We start from the raw sequence: 16,503 nt of genomic DNA, 5'->3' as shown, positions 1-16,503 counted from the left end.
CGTGAAACGAAATGGCCCGGCTGTCGCCAGCCGGGCCATCCCAGACGCATGGGGCAGGATCAGAAGCGGACGCTGATGAACACTTCCGAACCGTCGTCCCGATAATCGGGCCGGTAGTAGGTATTGCCGTAGCGGTAGTACATGAAGCCGTCGCGATATTCCGTGTCATAGCCATCGGGCAGATAGCTCACGGCAACGCCCATCGGCGGTTCCACGACCACGTACTGCCGGTAACGCGGGTCCCACACATAGTAGGTGCCGTAGTAGTAATAGTACTCTCGGCCGCTGTAATAGAGCGTGCTGAACCCGACCGGCAGGTCTGGCACGAAGGCGCCGTACGGGGCGTTCACGACCACGTAGCCGCTCGAGCCGCGCGAATAGTACAGGCCCTCGTAGTAATAGTAATCACGCGGGCCGACGCGGAGCGAACGGTAGCCCCTCGGCAGATAGCCGATGCTGAAACCCGGACGATACCAGGCATAGCTGCGGCGCGGCGCGCGGTCCCACACCCAACCGCGTTCGCGGCGATTGCGTTCGGCCCAGCGGCGTTCCCAGTTGCGGCGGTCGTGGCGCCAGTCGTTGCGGTCGTTGCGCCAGCGGTCCTGCCGCCAATCCTGGCGCGCATCGCGGCGATCGTCCCGCCAGTCGCGCCGATCGTCCCGACGTTCCGCGCGGTCCTCGCGGCGTTCCTGCTGCGCGTCACGCCTGTCATCACGGCGATCGATCCGGTCGTCACGGCGCTCGTTGATCGCCCGGTTGCGATCATCACGCCGGTCGTCAATCCTTTCGGCGCGGTCCTCGCGGCGTTCCTCACGGATGTTGGCGCGGTTCTCCTGGCGGTCGTTCCGCTGGTTCTGCCATTCCCGGGCGGCATCCCGCTGCTGCGGCGTCTGCTGCATGGGGTTGATCCGCGTCGGCGACTGGTCGTTGTCGCGTTGGCGCTCCGCGCGCCGTTCTTCGCGGCTCTCGCGGGCCGCCTCCGCCCTGTCGCGGATACCGGCGCGCGGATCCTCGCGCTGGGGCATGGCACGCTGTTCCATCTGCGGGCGCGGGCGTTCCCGGCGCTCCTCGGCCTGCGGACGGGCGCGTTCCTGTTGGGGCATGGCGCGCTGCTGCTGCTCCTGCCGGCGCTCCATGCGCTGTTCCTGCCGTTCCTGGCGTCGTTCCTGACGCTGTTCCTGACGTTGGGCGCGCGGATCGTCGTCATCATTGCCGCCCCGCTGGGCGAAGGCGGCGGGCGCGCTGATCAGCATGGCGCAGGCCGTGCTCGAGATCAGTGCGGTTCTCAAGGTTGCAGTAAGAGTCCTACGCATCGGTCAACTCCCTAATGCGGATTGTTAGCGGACATTCTGGTGGACGTGGGTCGCAACCGGAGTGTTCCATGGCAGTAGATTGCGTCTGTCGTGCTGAATGCGGAATGAACCGAAAACAAAAGCTTTCGATGCCGTGCCGCGCGCAGAAGGAACCCCGTTTGTCTCTCCGCGTTGGTAAGTCGAACGCAAATTTCCGGTGTTGGTTTCCGGCTTAGTGTTGTCGAGGAATTTTCACCATTGCGCGAGACTATGCAAGAGGCGCCACCGCGCCTCGCAAAGGAGTGAACTGTGATTAAACTGCCCGACCTTCCCTATGGATACGATGCCCTCGAGCCGCACATTTCCGAGCGGACATTGCGCATTCACCATCTGAAGCACCACAACGCCTATGTCGAGAAGACCAATGATCTGATCAAGGGGACTCCCCTGGAGTCCGCGGACCTCGAGACGATCATCCGCGAAGCTCATGGCGACGCCGAAAAGAAAGGGCTGTTCAATCAGTCGGCCCAGGTGTGGAATCACACCTTCTACTGGCATTCCATGCGGCCGGGCGCCGGTGGTGAACCGGGCGGCGAACTGGGAGGGCTGATCGGCGCCACCTTTGGCTCCTATGGCGACTTCCGCAAGAGTTTCATCGAGAAGGGCAAGGGGCAGTTCGGCAGCGGATATGTCTGGCTCGTTCTCGCCGGCGGCGACCTCAAGGTGACGACGAGCTCCAACGCCGAAACGCCGTTGGTCGAGAAAGATCAGACCGCGCTCCTCGGCATCGATGTCTGGGAGCACGCCTATTATCTCGACTATCAAAACCTGCGGCCGGATTATCTGGAGACCGTCGTGGACAAGCTTCTCGACTGGTCGTTCGCCGAGACCAATCTCGCGAAAGCGCGCAAGGGCTGATCAGGCCCATCGTGGATGGGAAAAGGGCGGCTTGAGCCGCTCTTTTTTTGCGTCCTGCCCTATCCGGGCGGGAAATGGGGGCTCTACCAAAAAAGCAGCTTTGGCGACGGAAAAATTGCGGTAACGTGACGACCTCGAAGAATAATAAGCACGAATGACGGAAAACCGGGGAGACACGATAGTGGCGCAGCAGGAGAGGCGCCGGCGTACCGTGCGGACAGCGCTGCTGGTGGCCGGGCCCGTCGTCGCGCTGGCCGTGGCGGTGTACATGTACGCCACGGGAGGCCGTTACGTGACGACGGACAATGCCTATGTGCGGGCGGGGATGGTGTCGGTCGCGGCCAATGTCAGCGGCGAGATCGCAACCATCATGGTGCGCGAGAACCAGGCGGTGAAGGCCGGCGACGTCCTGTTCCAGATCGATCCCGAACCATTCGCCATCGCCGTGGCAGAGGCCGAGGCCGAACTGGCGGAAACGCGTCTGGGCGTGTCGTCCAAGAAGGCGACGCTGGCGATGAAGCGCTCGGAACTGGCGGCGGCCTCGTCCGACCTCGAATACCAGACCCGGGAATTCGATCGGTACGAGCGGCTGTCCCGCAGCAACACCATCTCCAAGGCGAAATACGAGGAAGTGCAGCACCGGATGGTCGCGGCCACCAATCGCCTCGCGACCGCCCGCAAGGATATCGAGACCACGGTGGCCGAACTGGGCGGCGCGCTCGAGGCAGAGCAGCATCCGACCGTCGTGCGCGCCCGCGCCAAGCTGGAGGAAGCGCGGCGCAATCTGCGCAATACGACCGTGCGGACCCGGGTCAACGGCATCGTCGCCAAGACCGGGTTGCAGCCGGGCGAGTACGTGACGGCCGGGCAGCCGATCTTCGCGCTGATGGCGACCGACTCGATCTGGGTCGAGGCCAACCTCAAGGAAACCGATCTCTCCCAGATTCGCGCCGGGCAGAAGGCGACCCTGGTTGTCGATACCTATCCCGACGTGAAACTCGCGGCGGTGGTCTCCGGCATCTCGCCGGCCGCCGGCTCGGAATATTCCGTCCTGCCGCCCCAGAACGCCACGGGCAATTGGGTCAAGATCACCCAGCGTGTGCCCGTCAGGCTGGAACTGGCCGACGGTGAACGCGCGGTGCCGCTGCGGGCGGGCATGAGCGTGCACGTGTCCATCGATACCGAGCGCGAGCGCGGCTTGCCCTTCAGCACGGTCGCAAACCGGTGAGCGAGGCAATCGGCGCACCGGCCGCCGCGCCGGCCGCGGCCGCGGCCGCGCCGGGAGAGCCGTTTCGCCTCAGCCTGCGGGACAAGATGGCGGTGGCGGCGATCATGGTGGGCGCCACCATGCAGTCCATCGACATGACCATCGCCAATGTGGCGCTGCCCCATATGCAGGGCTCGCTGGCGGCGACCATCGACCAGATCGCCTGGGTGCTCACCAGCTATATCGTGGCATCGGCCGTCGGCACCCCCTTGATGGGGTGGCTGGCCAGCCGTTTCGGGCAGAAACGCGTGCTGATGCTGTCGCTGCTGGGCTTCACCATCACCTCGGTGCTGTGCGGCATCGCCAGCACGCTCGAGGAGATGGTCGCCTATCGCACCTTTCAGGGGCTGTCGAGCGCCGCGTTGCTGCCGCTGGCGCAGGCGGTGATGATGCGTCTCTATCCCCGGGAATATTTCGCCAAGGCCATGGCGATCATCGGTGTGGGCATGATGCTCGGTCCGATTCTCGGACCCACGCTGGGCGGCTACATCACCGAGATCTCCAACTGGCGCTGGGTGTTCTTCATCAACCTGCCGCTCGGCCTCGTTGCCATGGCGGGCGTCTGGGCCTTCCTCGACGAATATCGCTCCAGTGGCGATACCTATTTCGACCGGTTCGGCTTCGCCACGCTGATCATCGCCATCGCCGCGTTCCAGCTGATGCTGGACCGGGGGGAAACCAAGCATTGGTTCGATTCCACCGAGATCATGCTCTATGCCGGCATTGCCGCGCTGGCTTTCTACATGTTCGTCGTCCAGACGGTCACCGCCCGCAAGCCGTTCGTCAGCCGGGCGTTGTTCCTCGACCGCAATTTCGTCACCGGCTCGCTCCTGTTCGTGATGGTCAGCGGCAACATGATGATCACGGTCGCCTTGCAGCCGCCCATGCTGCAGAACGTGATGGGCTATCCGGTGCTGGTGGTGGGGTATCTGCTGGCGCCGCGCGGGGTGGGCACCATGCTGGGCATGGTGCTTTCCGCCCGGATGATGAACAAGATCGACGTGCGCTATCTGGTGATCACCGGTCTGAGCCTCACGGCGATCGGTCTGTGGGATCTGTCGCGCCTGTCCACGGACATCTCGCAATGGGACATCGTCCGCTCGGCGTTCATCCAGGGGCTGGGCCTTGGCCTGGTCTTCGTCCAGCTCAACACCATTGCCTTCGCCAGCCTGCCGCGGCACCTGCACGTGGAGGCGGCGACCATGTTCAACCTGATGCGGGCCATGGGCACGTCGGCGGGCCTGTCGATCGCCGTGGCGCTGCTGGCGCAGCACACCCAGATCAACCATGCCGAACTGACCCAGTTCGTGTCGCCGTTCCACGAGATCTGGCGCCTCGCCGGCATGCCCTCGCTGGCCGACCCTGCCAGCCTGCAGCTCATGAACGCGGAAGTCACCCGTCAGGCCATGATGATCAGCTTCCTGAACGCCTTTCACTGGCTGATGATCTCGGCGCTGCTCGCCATCGTCCTGATGTTCTTCGTCCGCATGCCCCGCTCGATGACGCGCGACTGAATGACGAGGGGGAGCGGCCGACCTGTCCCTCGAAGTTCATAGTGCAGTCGGGATGACACGACAGAGTGCGGTTTGTGCTCTTCATCCCGTATCACGGGCGCGGCGCGGGGGATTCTCCGATTTACTTTTCAGCCGCGAGCCATAGACTGCCCGACTCAGTCAATGCCACTTTACCTATGAGAGAAGGCCAATATGCCGACCGCGACTGCTGCGCAGACCAAGGGGACCACGCCGACCTTGCCGCTTTTCTACAAGAAGCCCGAGGTCCTTCGCGCCGACAAGCACAAGAACCTCAGCCTCCGTCCGGAAGCGACGTTCGAATTCGCCCGCAAGGCCAATTCCCTGCCGATCAATGCCGCGGAAATGCCGCATGCGGTCCGGCATTACCCGATCGTGTTCACGGATACCGAGAATCCTTTCCCGGTCGCGGTTGTGGGGCTGCGCCAGGGCTCGAACCTGTTCGTCGAGAAGGACGGCACCTGGGCGAAGGGCGTCTACGCGCCGGCCTATGCGCGCCGCTATCCGTTCGTGTTCATGAAGAACGCCAATGGCAAGACGCTGACCCTGTGCATTGACCGTACGTCTGACCGTATCAGCGAGAACCGCGACAACCCGTTCTTCAATGACGGCAAGCGCACCGAAGTCACCAACAACGCGCTGAAGTTCTGCACCGCCTACGAGCAGGAACACCGCAAGACCGACGACATCGCCAAGCTGCTGGTCAAGCATGACCTGTTCACCAGCAATCGCGGCACCTTCACTCTCGACAGCGGCGAGAAGGTCTCGCTGACCGGCTTCAAGCTGGTCGACGAGAAGAAGTTCAACGCCCTGTCCGATGCGGCGTTCAACGAACTGCGCCAGGGCGGCGCGCTGCCGGTGATCTATTGCCACCTGATCTCGATGCACAGCTGGCAGAACCTGATCAGCCGCGAATCCGGCAAGAAGTAATCGGCTTTCGCCCGCATCACGGGCCGAATTGAGAAGGGCCGCGCCAAAAGGCGCGGCCCTTTCCGTTCCTGGCCGGTCAGAGCCGCTCGATGATCGTGACGTTGGCCAGCCCGCCGCCCTCGCACATGGTCTGCAGACCCCAGCGCTTGCCACGGTTCTTCAGCGCATAGAGCAGGGTGGTCATGAGCTTGGTGCCCGAGGCGCCGAGCGGATGGCCGAGCGCGATGGCGCCGCCATTGACGTTCAGCCGGTCCGGATCGGCGCCGGTTTCCTTGAGCCATGCCAAGGGCACCGAGGCGAAGGCCTCGTTCACCTCGAACAGGTCGATGTCCTCGACGGACATGCCCGCGCGCTTCAGCGCCAGCTTGGTCGCCGGAATCGGCGTCTCCAGCATGATCACGGGATCGCTGCCGGTGACGGTCAGATGATGGACCCGCGCCATGGGCTCGACGCCCAGCGCCTTGAGACCCCGTTCGTTGACCACCATGACGCCGGACGCGCCGTCGCAGATCTGGCTGGAGCTGGCCGCCGTGAGCCGACCGCCTTCCGCCAGCAGCTTCACTTGCGAGATGCTCTCCAGCGTCGCCTCGAAACGGATGCCTTCGTCGGTGACGTGCATCTGCCTGACCCCGTCGGGCATTTCCACCTCGACGGGCAGGATTTCCTGCTCGAACAGGCCGCCCTTGGTGGCGGCGATGGCCTTGCGGTGGCTGTCATAGGCGAAGGCATCCAGCTGCTCGCGGCTCAGGTCGTATTTCCGGGCCATCATCTCGGCGCCGGTGAACTGACTGAACTGGATGTTGGGATAGCGTTCGGCCATGGCTGGGCTGTAGGGCGAGCCGAAGCCGTTCTTGGCCGCCAGCGAGGCGGCGAGGCCCATGGGCACGCGCGTCATGCTTTCGACGCCGCTGGCGATGACACAGTCCATGGTGCCCGACATCACCGCCTGCGCGGCGAAGTGCAGCGCCTGCTGCGACGAACCGCATTGCCGGTCGATGCTGGTCGCCGGCACGCTCTCGGGCAGTTTCGACGACAGCACGGCGTTGCGCGCGACATTCACGCTCTGTTCGCCCGCCTGGCTGACGCAGCCCATGATCACGTCGTCGATCAGCGCCGGGTCGGCGCCGGTGCGCGCCATCAGCTCGTCGAGCACCTGGCCGGCCAGCGCCGCCGGATGCCAGCCGCGCAGCCGTCCGTCGCGCCGTCCGCCCGCGGTGCGGGCCGCTGCCACGATATAGGCTTCCATGTGTTCTCTCCCTTCGATTGGTGGGGTTCAGCGTACCTGGCCGCCATCCACGACGATGGTGGCGCCGGTGACGAAACTTGCGCGATCCGATGCCAGCCACAGGGCCGCGTCGGCGATTTCCTCGACCTTGCCGAAACGCTTCAGGGCCACTTCCCGGTCGATCCAGCGCTGCCACGCGTCGGGACGCGAGGCGGTGATCTTCTCCCAGCTGCCGCCGGGGAACAGGATGTTGCCCGGGGCGATGGCGTTGACGCGGATGCCATCCTTGCCGACCAGTTTGGCCATGGCGGTGGCGGCGTGATTGATCGCGGCCTTGGTGGCCGCGTAGGGGATGGCCGTGCCCATGGCGTCGACGCCGGCGATGGACGAGATCATGATGACATTCGCCCCGTCCCGCGCGTCGGCGGGGCGCTTGAGCATGCGCTTGATGGCGTCGCGGGCGAGAAACATCGAGCCCGTCAGATTCTGCGCGATGTCGGCGTTCCAGTCGTCATCGCCGACCTCGATGCCCAGTGGCGCGCGGCCGATTCCCACATTGGCGATCGCGCAGTGGATGGGGCCCAGCTTGGCCTCGGTGCGGTCCAGCGCCCTGGCGATGTCCGATGACTGCGTCATGTCGCCGGTGATGGCGGCCACGCTGTCCTTGCCGATGTTCGCGGAGAGCGCCGCCCGCGCTTCCTCCAGCGAGTCCTCGGTCCTGCCGGTGATGGCGACCCGGGCGCCCTCGCGCGCGAAGGCTTCCGCCATGGCCCTGCCGATGCCGCGCGAGGCGCCGGCGATGAACACCACCTTGTCTTTCAGTCCCAGTTCCATGAAATTTCCTCCCTGACGTTGAGGCACTATGGCGCGCCCGGGAAGCGACTCCAACACAAGATGACGGCCTCCCTTGTAGACAGTACGGCGCGCCGATGATGGAGTAGGCTCTTACCGCCATGCCCGACATGATCGCCCGCCTCTATGACCTGCCCGAGCTGGAGCCCGTGCTCCGGGGGATGACGGCGCGTGACATCGACATCCGCCCGGCCCTGGCGCTCGAGAAGGCCGGTGTGCTGGCCTGGGTGGCCGCGGTTTTTCCGGGCTGGCTGGGCGAAGCCGAGGCGGCGTTTTCGCGGCTTCCCGTCGCGTGCCATATCGCCGTGAAGGACCGGGAAGTTCTGGGATTCGCGTGTTATGATACCACCTGTCGCAACTTCTTCGGGCCGATGGGCGTGGGCGATTCGTCGCGAGACGGTGGAATAGGCAGGGCGCTGCTGCTGTCCGTGCTGCATGCGCAGCGCGCCCAAGGATATGCCTATGCCATCATCGGCGGTGTCGGTCCCGCCGACTTCTATGCCCGGACGGTGGGCGCGGCCGTGATTCCCGGCTCCGAGCACGGCATTCTCGCCCCCGTTTTCGCGGGCCGGAGCGTGCCGCCGCCCAAGGACGCCGAATGATCGGATGCGGTGCCGCGGGCAGCAGCGGACCGCGGCGCATGAATGCTTGCTGCAACGCAGAATCTTTGCTGATCTCATGGGTCTGCACTAGAGTTGCCCGATCCGATAATCGTGGGCGGGGATGCGAGTCGGGGAAAGGGGCGGGAGGCTGACATGGCCGCTAAGGGTATGGAAGGCACATCGATAGGGCGCTATCTGGTCGATGGACTCATCGGTGAAGGGGCGATGGCCGATGTCTACAAGGCATATGACCCCGAGATTGATCGTACGGTCGCGATCAAGGTCCTGAAGGACGAACTCTGCATCGACGAAGACTACATGAACCGCTTCCTGCGCGAGGCGCGGGCGGCGGGTGCCATTTCCCACCCGAATATCGTCACCATCTTCGATGTCGGCCGCGCCGGGCGTAAACCGTACATCACCATGGAGTTCCTCGAAGAGCAGACCCTGAGCGATCTGCTCGACAAGAACGAGAAAATCCCGCTCAAGCGTGTGGTGTCCATCGGTATCCAGCTGGCGCAGGCGCTCGATTACGCTCACCGCCTGGGCATCGTCCACCGGGACATCAAGCCGGCCAACATCCTGTTCATGCGCAACAGCGAGACCATCAAGGTGGCCGATTTCGGCATCGCGCGCCGCGACGGCGCCGACGAGATGGGCAAGACCCATGCGGGCACGGTGATGGGAACGCCCCGTTACATGTCACCCGAGCAGGCCATGGGCGACAATGTGGACGGCCGCTCCGATCTGTTCTCGGTCGGGGTCATCCTCTATGAGCTGTTCACCGGCGCGAAGGCGTTCAACGCCAGCACGATGACGTCGCTGCTGCTTCAGATCACCCAGCAGGATCCCGAACCGATCCGCAAGACGGCGCCGGATCTGCCGGTCGGCCTGCAGCGCATCGTGACCAAGCTGCTGAGCAAGAAGCCCGAGAAGCGCTATCAGACCGGCGCGGAACTGGCCGAGGCGCTGTCGCGCGAACTCGGCGTCCTGCTCGAGCAGGAACAGGAGGCGGCGGCCAACAAGTATGTCCCGCTGAAGGTGAAATGGGCCGCGGGCATGGGCGCCATCATCGGCGGCGTCATGCTGGCGGCGATGTTCACGGTGTTTCACTTTCTCAGCGACGCAATCCAGGCGCAGGAACTGGACGCCGGCTCGTCCCTCGCCAAGTTCATCTCCACGGAATCGGCCATTCCGGTGCTCAGCGAGGACTGGATACGGCTGGAGACCTTCGTTCAGGACGCCAGCGAACGCGATACCTTCAAGTACCTGATCGTCGCCGACCACACGGGCACCATCCGCGCGGCGACCGACACTTCGCTGGCGGGCAAGCCCTATGTCCGTCCGGCCAATATCGAGGTGTTGAAGCTGGCGCCGGACGTGGAATCATCGTCGATCGACCTGCCGGACGGCTCGAGCGTGCTCAACTTCGACACGCCGATCATGTTCCAGAACAAGGAAGTCGGCCGGATCTATCTGGGCCTGTCCAAGGACGGCATGGACCAGGTGATGAACATCGCCAAGGGCCTGATGGCGGCGCTGGGCGTCGTGACCGTGCTGGCCGTCGTGATCATGCTGTACGTGTTCGGCGGCCTTCTGGCGCGGCCGATGAAACGTCTTCGCCAAGGCATGCTGGCCGTGGCGGCGGGCGATCTCGACCAGCGCATCTCCGAGACGCGGCGCGACGAAATCGGCGAACTCTTCGCCGCCTTCAACAAGATGTCCGAGGCGCTGCACAACATCGTCGCGGCCGCGGTCGCCGCCGAGACGCCGGCCAAGGGGCCCGACCTGCGGCCGATCCCGGCCATGTGGCGCGACGAGGACATGCCCGCGCCCGACGGCGACCTGACCATGGTCTCCAACGGACCCGCGGTCCGCCCCAATATCGACGCGACGCTGATTTCACCGGCGGGCGCGGCGCCGGTGATCGACCGGAATAACCCGTTCCTGGAAAACGATCCCTTCAACGAGAACGAACCCGTCCATGAAAACGATCCCTTCGCGGAAGAGCCGGACGACTCCAGCCCTGACGTCAAGGTTCCGCGAAAGGGTTGATCTCATGGCGGCGTTGCCGGTGGGCGGCTTCGTGCGGCGGGCGGTGTGCGCGGCGACCCTGCTCGCGCTGGCCGGATGCGCGACCGAGCAGATTCAGGTCGAGCGCCCGCGTGACACGATCGTCGCGCGCACGGATGATTTCGTCCTGGTTCGGGCCAGCGCGACGGATACGGTGCAGTCGCTCGCCAAGACCTATCTGAACGACGAGCGGCTCGCTCCGGCGGTCGCCGCCGCCAGTCGGGTGGAAAAGCCGACGCCGGGCCAGATCATGGTCATTCCGCTCAAGGCCGGTACCCAGTGGGCCATCGACCCGGACGGATATCAGGTGGTGCCGATTCTGTGTTACCACCAGTTCGGCGCCGGCAGCCGCGCGCGCAACAAGATGGAAGTCTCGCAGAACGCGTTCGAGCAGCAGATGGCCTATCTGAAGGAGAACGGCTATCAGGTGGTGCGGCTGGCCGACATGGACGATTTCCTCAATGGCCGCAAGGCGCTGCCGCCGAAGGCGGTGGTCATCACCATCGATGACGGATACCGGTCGTCCTACGAGGTCGCCTATCCGATCCTGCGCAAGTACGGCTTTCCCGCCACCATCTATGTCTATTCGGATTTCACCGGCACGGGCATGGCGCTGACCTGGGACCAGATGAAGGAAATGCGCGACAGCGGCGTCATCGACATCCAGTCCCACTCCAAGACTCATACCAGCATGGCGCTGCTGCCGAACGAGAGCGCCGGCACGGCCTACCAGGAGCGCGTCGCGCGCGAGGTATCGGTGCCCGAGACGGCCATCGAGGCCAAGCTGGGCGCGAAGGTCAGGCACTTCGCCTATCCGTATGGCGACACCAGCCCCACGGTGCTGTCCGTCCTCGCCGAACGCGGCTACGTGACCGCGGCCACCGTGCAGCGCGGCGCCAATCCCGCCTTCGCCGATCCGCTGCTGCTGCGGCGCGACATGGTCTATTCCGACGACACGCTGGCGGACTTCAAGAAGTACGTGACCGTGCGCGTCACCCTCGATCTGCGGTGAAGGGCATGATGATCCGTCTGTGGCCGGTGGTCGCCGTCATGCTGCTCCTCGCCGCATGCGGCGGTAACGACGTGGCGCCGGTTTCGGTCGCGCCCCGCACCGATGCGGCGCTGGCCGATTTCGTCGGGGCGCGCAAGGACGCCGCGAAGCAGCTCGAGGCCGCGGGCGACATGGTCGAGGCGCTGCGGCAATGGCGCATCGTCGCCGCCGCCGCGCCGCAGGACGAGGAAGCCCGCGCGCGGATCGCCGATCTGACCGAAGCCCTCGATGCCCGCCGCGCCGGATTGCGCGCCGAGGCCGACGCGGCCTTTGAGCGCAAGCAGTGGAAACAGGCGCAGGCCGCCTATCTGAAATTGCTGTTGCTGGATGGCGGCGACATAGCGGCGCGCGACCGGCTGCGCCAGATCGACCGGATCATCGCCCTCGCCAATCAGGGCCGCAAGGACGACAAGGCGATGGCCGAATACAGGGCGTCGCTGGCGCGCGCGCAGGATACCAGCGAAGAGTTCGAGGCCAGGGCGAACGTGTCGCTCAAGAAGGGCGACTACCGGAAGGTCATCGACACGGCCGACCAGTTTCTCAAGCGCAATCCCGATCACAAGGCCGCGCTGGACTACCGCAAACAGGGCTATCTCGGACTGGCCGGCGAAAGCCGCCGGCGCGGCAATTATCAGGAGGCCCTGACCTATCTGGACACGGCGGCCGAAATGGCGACCGAGGCGGAAAAGCCGGCTATCGCGGAAAAGGCGCAGGCGGTGCGCGGCGAACTCGGGCTCAAGCTGTACAGCGAGGGCCTCGCCATGATGAGCTCGGACGTGGATCAGGCGATCGCCTTGCTGACGCGCGCCCTTGAGTACAACCCCGATCACCTGCAGACCAAGCGCAGCCTGCTGCAGGCACGCAAGATGCGCGAAACCCTGGGCAAGATTCCGGCCAGATAGAACGATCGGCCGCGCCTCGGTCCGGCATGCGTGCGCGGCGCCGCGCGCCTCGCCTCAGGGTTTACCGCAGCTTGGAGAGTTTTTCCTTCAGTTCCACGGCCTGGGCGCGCTGCAAGGCCGCGTTTTCGTGGGTCGGATCGATCTGCAGCACCCTGTCCCAGTTCTGGATGGCCTTGTCCAGTTCCTGCCGGCGGAAGGCCGACAGGCCGTTGCGATAGTAGCGGTCGGCCGCGGCGGCCTTCGCGGTGGTCAGCAGCTTCTGGGTCTGTGCCCCGCCCGGGTTCAGCGACGACGCCAGTTCCGCGGCATCGAGCGCCTTGTCCGGTTTGTCGCCCGTCGCCAGATAGAGATCGCCCGCCTTCTGGGCGCGGCTGGCGGCAAGGGCCGGGTTCGACCCCTTCAGGACGCGGGCGCTGGCCATGTAGGTGTCGGCGACGAAGGTGGTGTCGGCCGGGCTGAGGCCGCTGCTGCCCAGCTTCTGGGCCTCGATCTCCTTGATCGCTCCCTCGCTGTCCCCCGCGGCGGCCAGCGCTCGCACCTTCTCGACGGCGCCCTTGGTCGCGCCCTTGGCCGTGGGCATCGATTTTTGCGGTGCCGAAGGCTCGGGCTCGAGCAGCGCGGCATCGCCGGCTTCGGCGGTGGTGACCGGCGGGGCGGCCAAGCCGTTCTCGCGCGCATCCTTGGCGGCGAGCGAGGCGGGGGTGCGCGGAATCTTCAGGGACTGGCCGACCGACACCTGGCTGGGATTGGCGATGCCGTTGTAGCGGGCCAGCGCGTAGAATTTCAGCGCGTCGCCCAGGAAGGTCTGCGCCAGCGTCGACAGCGTCTCGCCGGTCGCGACGGTGACGGTGAAGTTCTCGGGCGGGAAATACTGGTCGATGGGCATCTCGATCTGGGACAGCAGCGCCTGGGCCCGCTTGTTGTCGGGCACTTCCGCGATATAGGCGTGCAACTCCGCCTTCGCCTGGCCTTCCTGTCCGGTCTCGAGCTGCTTCAGCGCCTCGCGGAACCTTTCGCGCGGCTTGAGGCCCGGGGTGGCGGTGTAAACCGGCGCCTGCACGACCGGGGCCGCGGCCACCGGCGCGGCTTCGACCACCGGCGGCGGCGGCGGCGGCGGGGGAGCCGCTTCCTGCTTGGACGCGCAGGCGGTTAACAGAGCCATGACCGAAGCGGTGAGAAGCAGTCTGGAATGATACGACACGGATACCCCCAATAGGCGATTCGAGCGGATGCGACAACGGTTGCCAACCGGCCGATACAGACCCCGCGAACAGCTGCCGCGCCAAGGCATCCGGCTGTTCGCAACGTTCTGGTCAGTACTGAGCGTGGGAATGATCGGCTATCGCGTGCGGATCGTAAATGGTCTTTGTCATGAAGAGCCGTGAGGCCATCCTCCGAAGCGAAACAAAGTCCAAGTTTGTCCTTTGTATCCAGATGGATAGAGGAGGAGGCGCGCCCGCTCCAAAACCATCACGGCCGTCGACAGATTGTATGCAAATATCGTTACCGGGGCGAATCAATGCCTCGTGGCCAAGGGATTCGGTTCGCGGCGCTCCGTTGACGAGCGCTACCCACCTTGAAAATTATCGCATATAGTATCGGGGGTTATCAGGACGAGCGTACTTGACCGGTCCCTGGGGGAATCTGACGCGGTGAAGTTTATCAACGAACTCAAGCGGCGTAACGTGATCCGGGTCGCCGGCGCCTACCTTGTGGTCGGTTGGTTCCTGATCCAGCTCGCGGACCAGCTCGTCGTCGCCTTCCATTTGCCGTCCTGGTCGAATTCCTTCGTTTTCGTCATGCTGGGCATCGGTCTGCCCATCACCATGCTCGTCGCCTGGGCGTTCGAGATGACGCCCGAAGGGCTGCGCCGAACGCATGAGTCCGAACCGCACCGTAGTGTCGCGACATCGCCTGTCCGGGTTGGCGATTACCTGGTGCTGGTCGCGCTGCTCGTCATCTGCGGCTATCTCTACTACGACTTCCAGAGCCGGGATGGCGACGAGGGAGACGGCACGCTGACCGTTGGCGCCATGGCGGTGCTGCCCTTCGCCAATCTGTCTGTGGAGCCCGAGCAGGAAGGCGTGTCGCGGGCCCTCACGGCCGAGGTACGCAACCGGCTGACCCGCCTCGGCGGATTGAAGGTGGTGGCCGGGACCGCCTCGCTCAAGCCGGACGACAATCAGGATCTGGCCGCCATTGGTGAAAAATACCGCGTCCCCGTGGTGCTGGATGGCAGCGTCCAGCGGGTCGGCAACCGGCTGCGGGTCATGGCCCAGCTGGTGGATACCGAACGCGGCGTCCAGCTGTGGGCGAAGACGTTCAACCGGGATGTCAGCGACATGCTCTCCGTCCAGGACGACCTGTCGCAGGCCATTGTCGAGGACATCCGCAAGGCGATCACGCCGCCCGCGCCGGAGGAGGGAATGGGCGATCTGGCGACCGGCAAGAACGCCTATGGCGCCGCCGCGCGCAAACTGCTGGAGACCGGGCGCGCCAAGCTGACGCAGCGGACGCCGGAATCCCTCGCCACCGCGATCACGGCGCTTGAACAGGCGCTGGCTCGCGACCCCAGGCTGGCCCAGGCTCATGCCGCCATGGCCGAGGCCTATCTGCTTCAAGGCAAGGGATGGTCCACTTACGGAACCGTTCCGCTCGAGGATGCGCTGGCCCGCGCCCGGCCCTATGCGGCGCGGGCGCTGGAGATCGACCCGGCCCTGGCCGAAGGCCACGCGGTCTCGGGCCTCATCGACCTCGCCTCCGGCCATGCGGATCAGGCGATCACCAAGCTGAAGAAAGCCGTCGAGCGCAAGCCGGCCCTGGCAAGGGCGCGCCTCTGGCTCTATCAGGCCTACGCCGCGCGGAATCGGCTGGCCGAAGCAGTGCCGCAGCTGCAGCGCGCCTACGAGCTCGAACCCGACAATCTGGCGATCGGCCTCAACATGTCCCGGTTCCTGGCCTTGCGCGACCGGCGGCTCGAGGCCGATACGCTGCTCGACCGTCTCGACCGGCTCTACCCCGGGAACATCAACCTGCTCGCGGCGCGCGGCGCGCGGCTGGCGGATGAATGGCGGCCGGTCGATGCGATCCAGTTGCTCCTTCGGGCGAACAAGAGCGGACCCGCGGACGAGCGCATCAGGCTGATGCTCGGCATGGCTTATCTGGATCTGGGCGCCACCGCGGAAGCCGAGCGCTGGTTCGACCAGGGCAAGGGCGACGTTCGTCTGGCCCAGGGCAGGGCCGCCGACGCGCTGGTCGAGGCGCGGCATCTGTTCGCGGCCGAACCGGCCAATCCGGACCGGGCCTTCGCGCTCGCCGATGCGGAACTGGCGGTGGGCAACCCGTCCGGCGCGATCGACGTGCTCAAGCCCTACGAACTGCTCTCGTCCGATGGAGCGGGGCCGCTTTACGGGCGCACGCCCGCGTCCATGCCGGCGCTGACCCTTGCCGCCGCCAAGCGTGCGGTGGGCGATGAGGCCGGTGCCGCCCCGTTGCTCGAAGGCGCGCGGCGGTACCTGGCTCGCCAGCGCGAGATGGGATTCGAGCACCCGTATTTCATCTATCTCGATGCCCGGATCGCGGCCCTTAGTGGTGACGCAGCGCAGGCGATGGCCGCGCTGCGTCAGGCCGTCTCCCAGCGCTTTCCCGGCATCTCGGGTGTGGCATGGGATCCGGCACTGGCGTCATTGCGCGACCTTCCCGAATACCGGATGCTGGTCGCCGATCTGGACGCCGACCGCGAACGGCGGCGGATACGGTTGCGCGAGATGGGATTGCTGGGGGCGTCATGATGCGGTTCGGGATGACGGGCGGGCAAGCGGGCCAAACAGGCCTGGGGCGGCAACAGAGAGGAGAAGTG

13 protein-coding genes are annotated in these 16,503 nt (G+C 65.4%); 9 read left to right on the top strand and 4 right to left on the bottom strand.

Features of this window, described 5'->3' with window-relative positions:
- Positions 1-59: 59 nt before the first annotated feature.
- On the bottom strand, positions 60-1,313 hold the full coding sequence (locus WJU17_RS09220) for a DUF6515 family protein (protein WP_346327028.1): 1,254 nt from the start codon (positions 1,311-1,313) through the stop codon (positions 60-62).
- A 288-nt stretch (positions 1,314-1,601) separates the two neighbouring features.
- Between WJU17_RS09220 and WJU17_RS09215 the strand changes: the two genes are divergently transcribed.
- The 4 genes from WJU17_RS09215 to WJU17_RS09200 all read left to right on the top strand — a co-directional run bounded on the left by WJU17_RS09215 (position 1,602) and on the right by WJU17_RS09200 (position 5,939).
- Positions 1,602-2,210, top strand: a complete 609-nt coding sequence (locus WJU17_RS09215) for a superoxide dismutase (RefSeq protein WP_346327027.1) — start codon at positions 1,602-1,604, stop codon at positions 2,208-2,210.
- Positions 2,211-2,391: 181 nt separating this feature from the next.
- Positions 2,392-3,438 carry an HlyD family secretion protein gene (locus WJU17_RS09210; RefSeq protein WP_346327026.1) on the top strand — a complete coding sequence of 349 codons (1,047 nt, stop codon included), beginning with the start codon at positions 2,392-2,394 and terminating at the stop codon, positions 3,436-3,438.
- Positions 3,435-4,991, top strand: a complete 1,557-nt coding sequence (locus WJU17_RS09205; RefSeq protein ID WP_346327025.1) for a DHA2 family efflux MFS transporter permease subunit — start codon at positions 3,435-3,437, stop codon at positions 4,989-4,991. Before WJU17_RS09210 ends, WJU17_RS09205 begins: the two co-directional genes overlap by 4 nt.
- A 192-nt stretch (positions 4,992-5,183) precedes the next feature.
- Entirely contained in the window at positions 5,184-5,939 is a 756-nt protein-coding gene (locus WJU17_RS09200; protein ID WP_346327024.1) for a SapC family protein, read from the top strand.
- A gap of 76 nt (positions 5,940-6,015) precedes the next feature.
- On the opposite strand, the gene WJU17_RS09195 is transcribed toward WJU17_RS09200, so the two are convergent.
- Both WJU17_RS09195 and WJU17_RS09190 read right to left on the bottom strand, forming a co-directional pair.
- Positions 6,016-7,185, bottom strand: coding sequence for an acetyl-CoA C-acetyltransferase (locus WJU17_RS09195; protein WP_346327023.1), 1,170 nt, complete (start codon positions 7,183-7,185; stop codon positions 6,016-6,018).
- Positions 7,186-7,212: 27 nt separating this feature from the next.
- Entirely contained in the window at positions 7,213-7,998 is a 786-nt protein-coding gene (locus tag WJU17_RS09190; RefSeq protein WP_346327022.1) for an SDR family NAD(P)-dependent oxidoreductase, read from the bottom strand.
- A 119-nt stretch (positions 7,999-8,117) separates the two neighbouring features.
- Here WJU17_RS09190 and WJU17_RS09185 point away from each other — a divergent pair, with 119 nt between their 5' ends.
- The 4 genes from WJU17_RS09185 (at position 8,118) to WJU17_RS09170 (ending at position 12,644) form a co-directional block, all read left to right on the top strand.
- Complete coding sequence (locus WJU17_RS09185; protein ID WP_346327021.1) at positions 8,118-8,618, top strand: GNAT family N-acetyltransferase; 501 nt, start codon at positions 8,118-8,120, stop codon at positions 8,616-8,618.
- Positions 8,619-8,771: 153 nt separating this feature from the next.
- On the top strand, positions 8,772-10,673 hold the full coding sequence (locus tag WJU17_RS09180) for a protein kinase (RefSeq protein ID WP_346327020.1): 1,902 nt from the start codon (positions 8,772-8,774) through the stop codon (positions 10,671-10,673).
- Positions 10,674-10,677: 4 nt separating this feature from the next.
- Positions 10,678-11,703: a polysaccharide deacetylase family protein gene (locus WJU17_RS09175; protein ID WP_346327019.1), complete on the top strand. Its 1,026-nt coding sequence runs from the start codon at positions 10,678-10,680 to the stop codon at positions 11,701-11,703.
- A gap of 5 nt (positions 11,704-11,708) precedes the next feature.
- Complete coding sequence (locus WJU17_RS09170) at positions 11,709-12,644, top strand: hypothetical protein (protein ID WP_346327018.1); 936 nt, start codon at positions 11,709-11,711, stop codon at positions 12,642-12,644.
- 61 nt (positions 12,645-12,705) lie between these two features.
- Here WJU17_RS09170 and WJU17_RS09165 read toward each other — a convergent pair whose 3' ends face one another.
- Positions 12,706-13,806, bottom strand: coding sequence for a LysM domain-containing protein (locus WJU17_RS09165; protein ID WP_346327017.1), 1,101 nt, complete (start codon positions 13,804-13,806; stop codon positions 12,706-12,708).
- A gap of 490 nt (positions 13,807-14,296) precedes the next feature.
- On the opposite strand from WJU17_RS09165, the gene WJU17_RS09160 reads away from it, so the two are divergent.
- On the top strand, positions 14,297-16,435 hold the full coding sequence (locus tag WJU17_RS09160) for a tetratricopeptide repeat protein (protein WP_346327016.1): 2,139 nt from the start codon (positions 14,297-14,299) through the stop codon (positions 16,433-16,435).
- The last annotated feature ends 68 nt before the right edge of the window (positions 16,436-16,503 follow it).

Origin of the sequence: Iodidimonas sp. SYSU 1G8 (assembly GCF_039655775.1) — a bacterium.
GTDB lineage: Bacteria > Pseudomonadota > Alphaproteobacteria > SMXS01 > SMXS01 > RI-34.
Note: the sequence above shows the minus strand (reverse complement) of the source record. Positions and strands in the feature narration are given on the sequence as shown.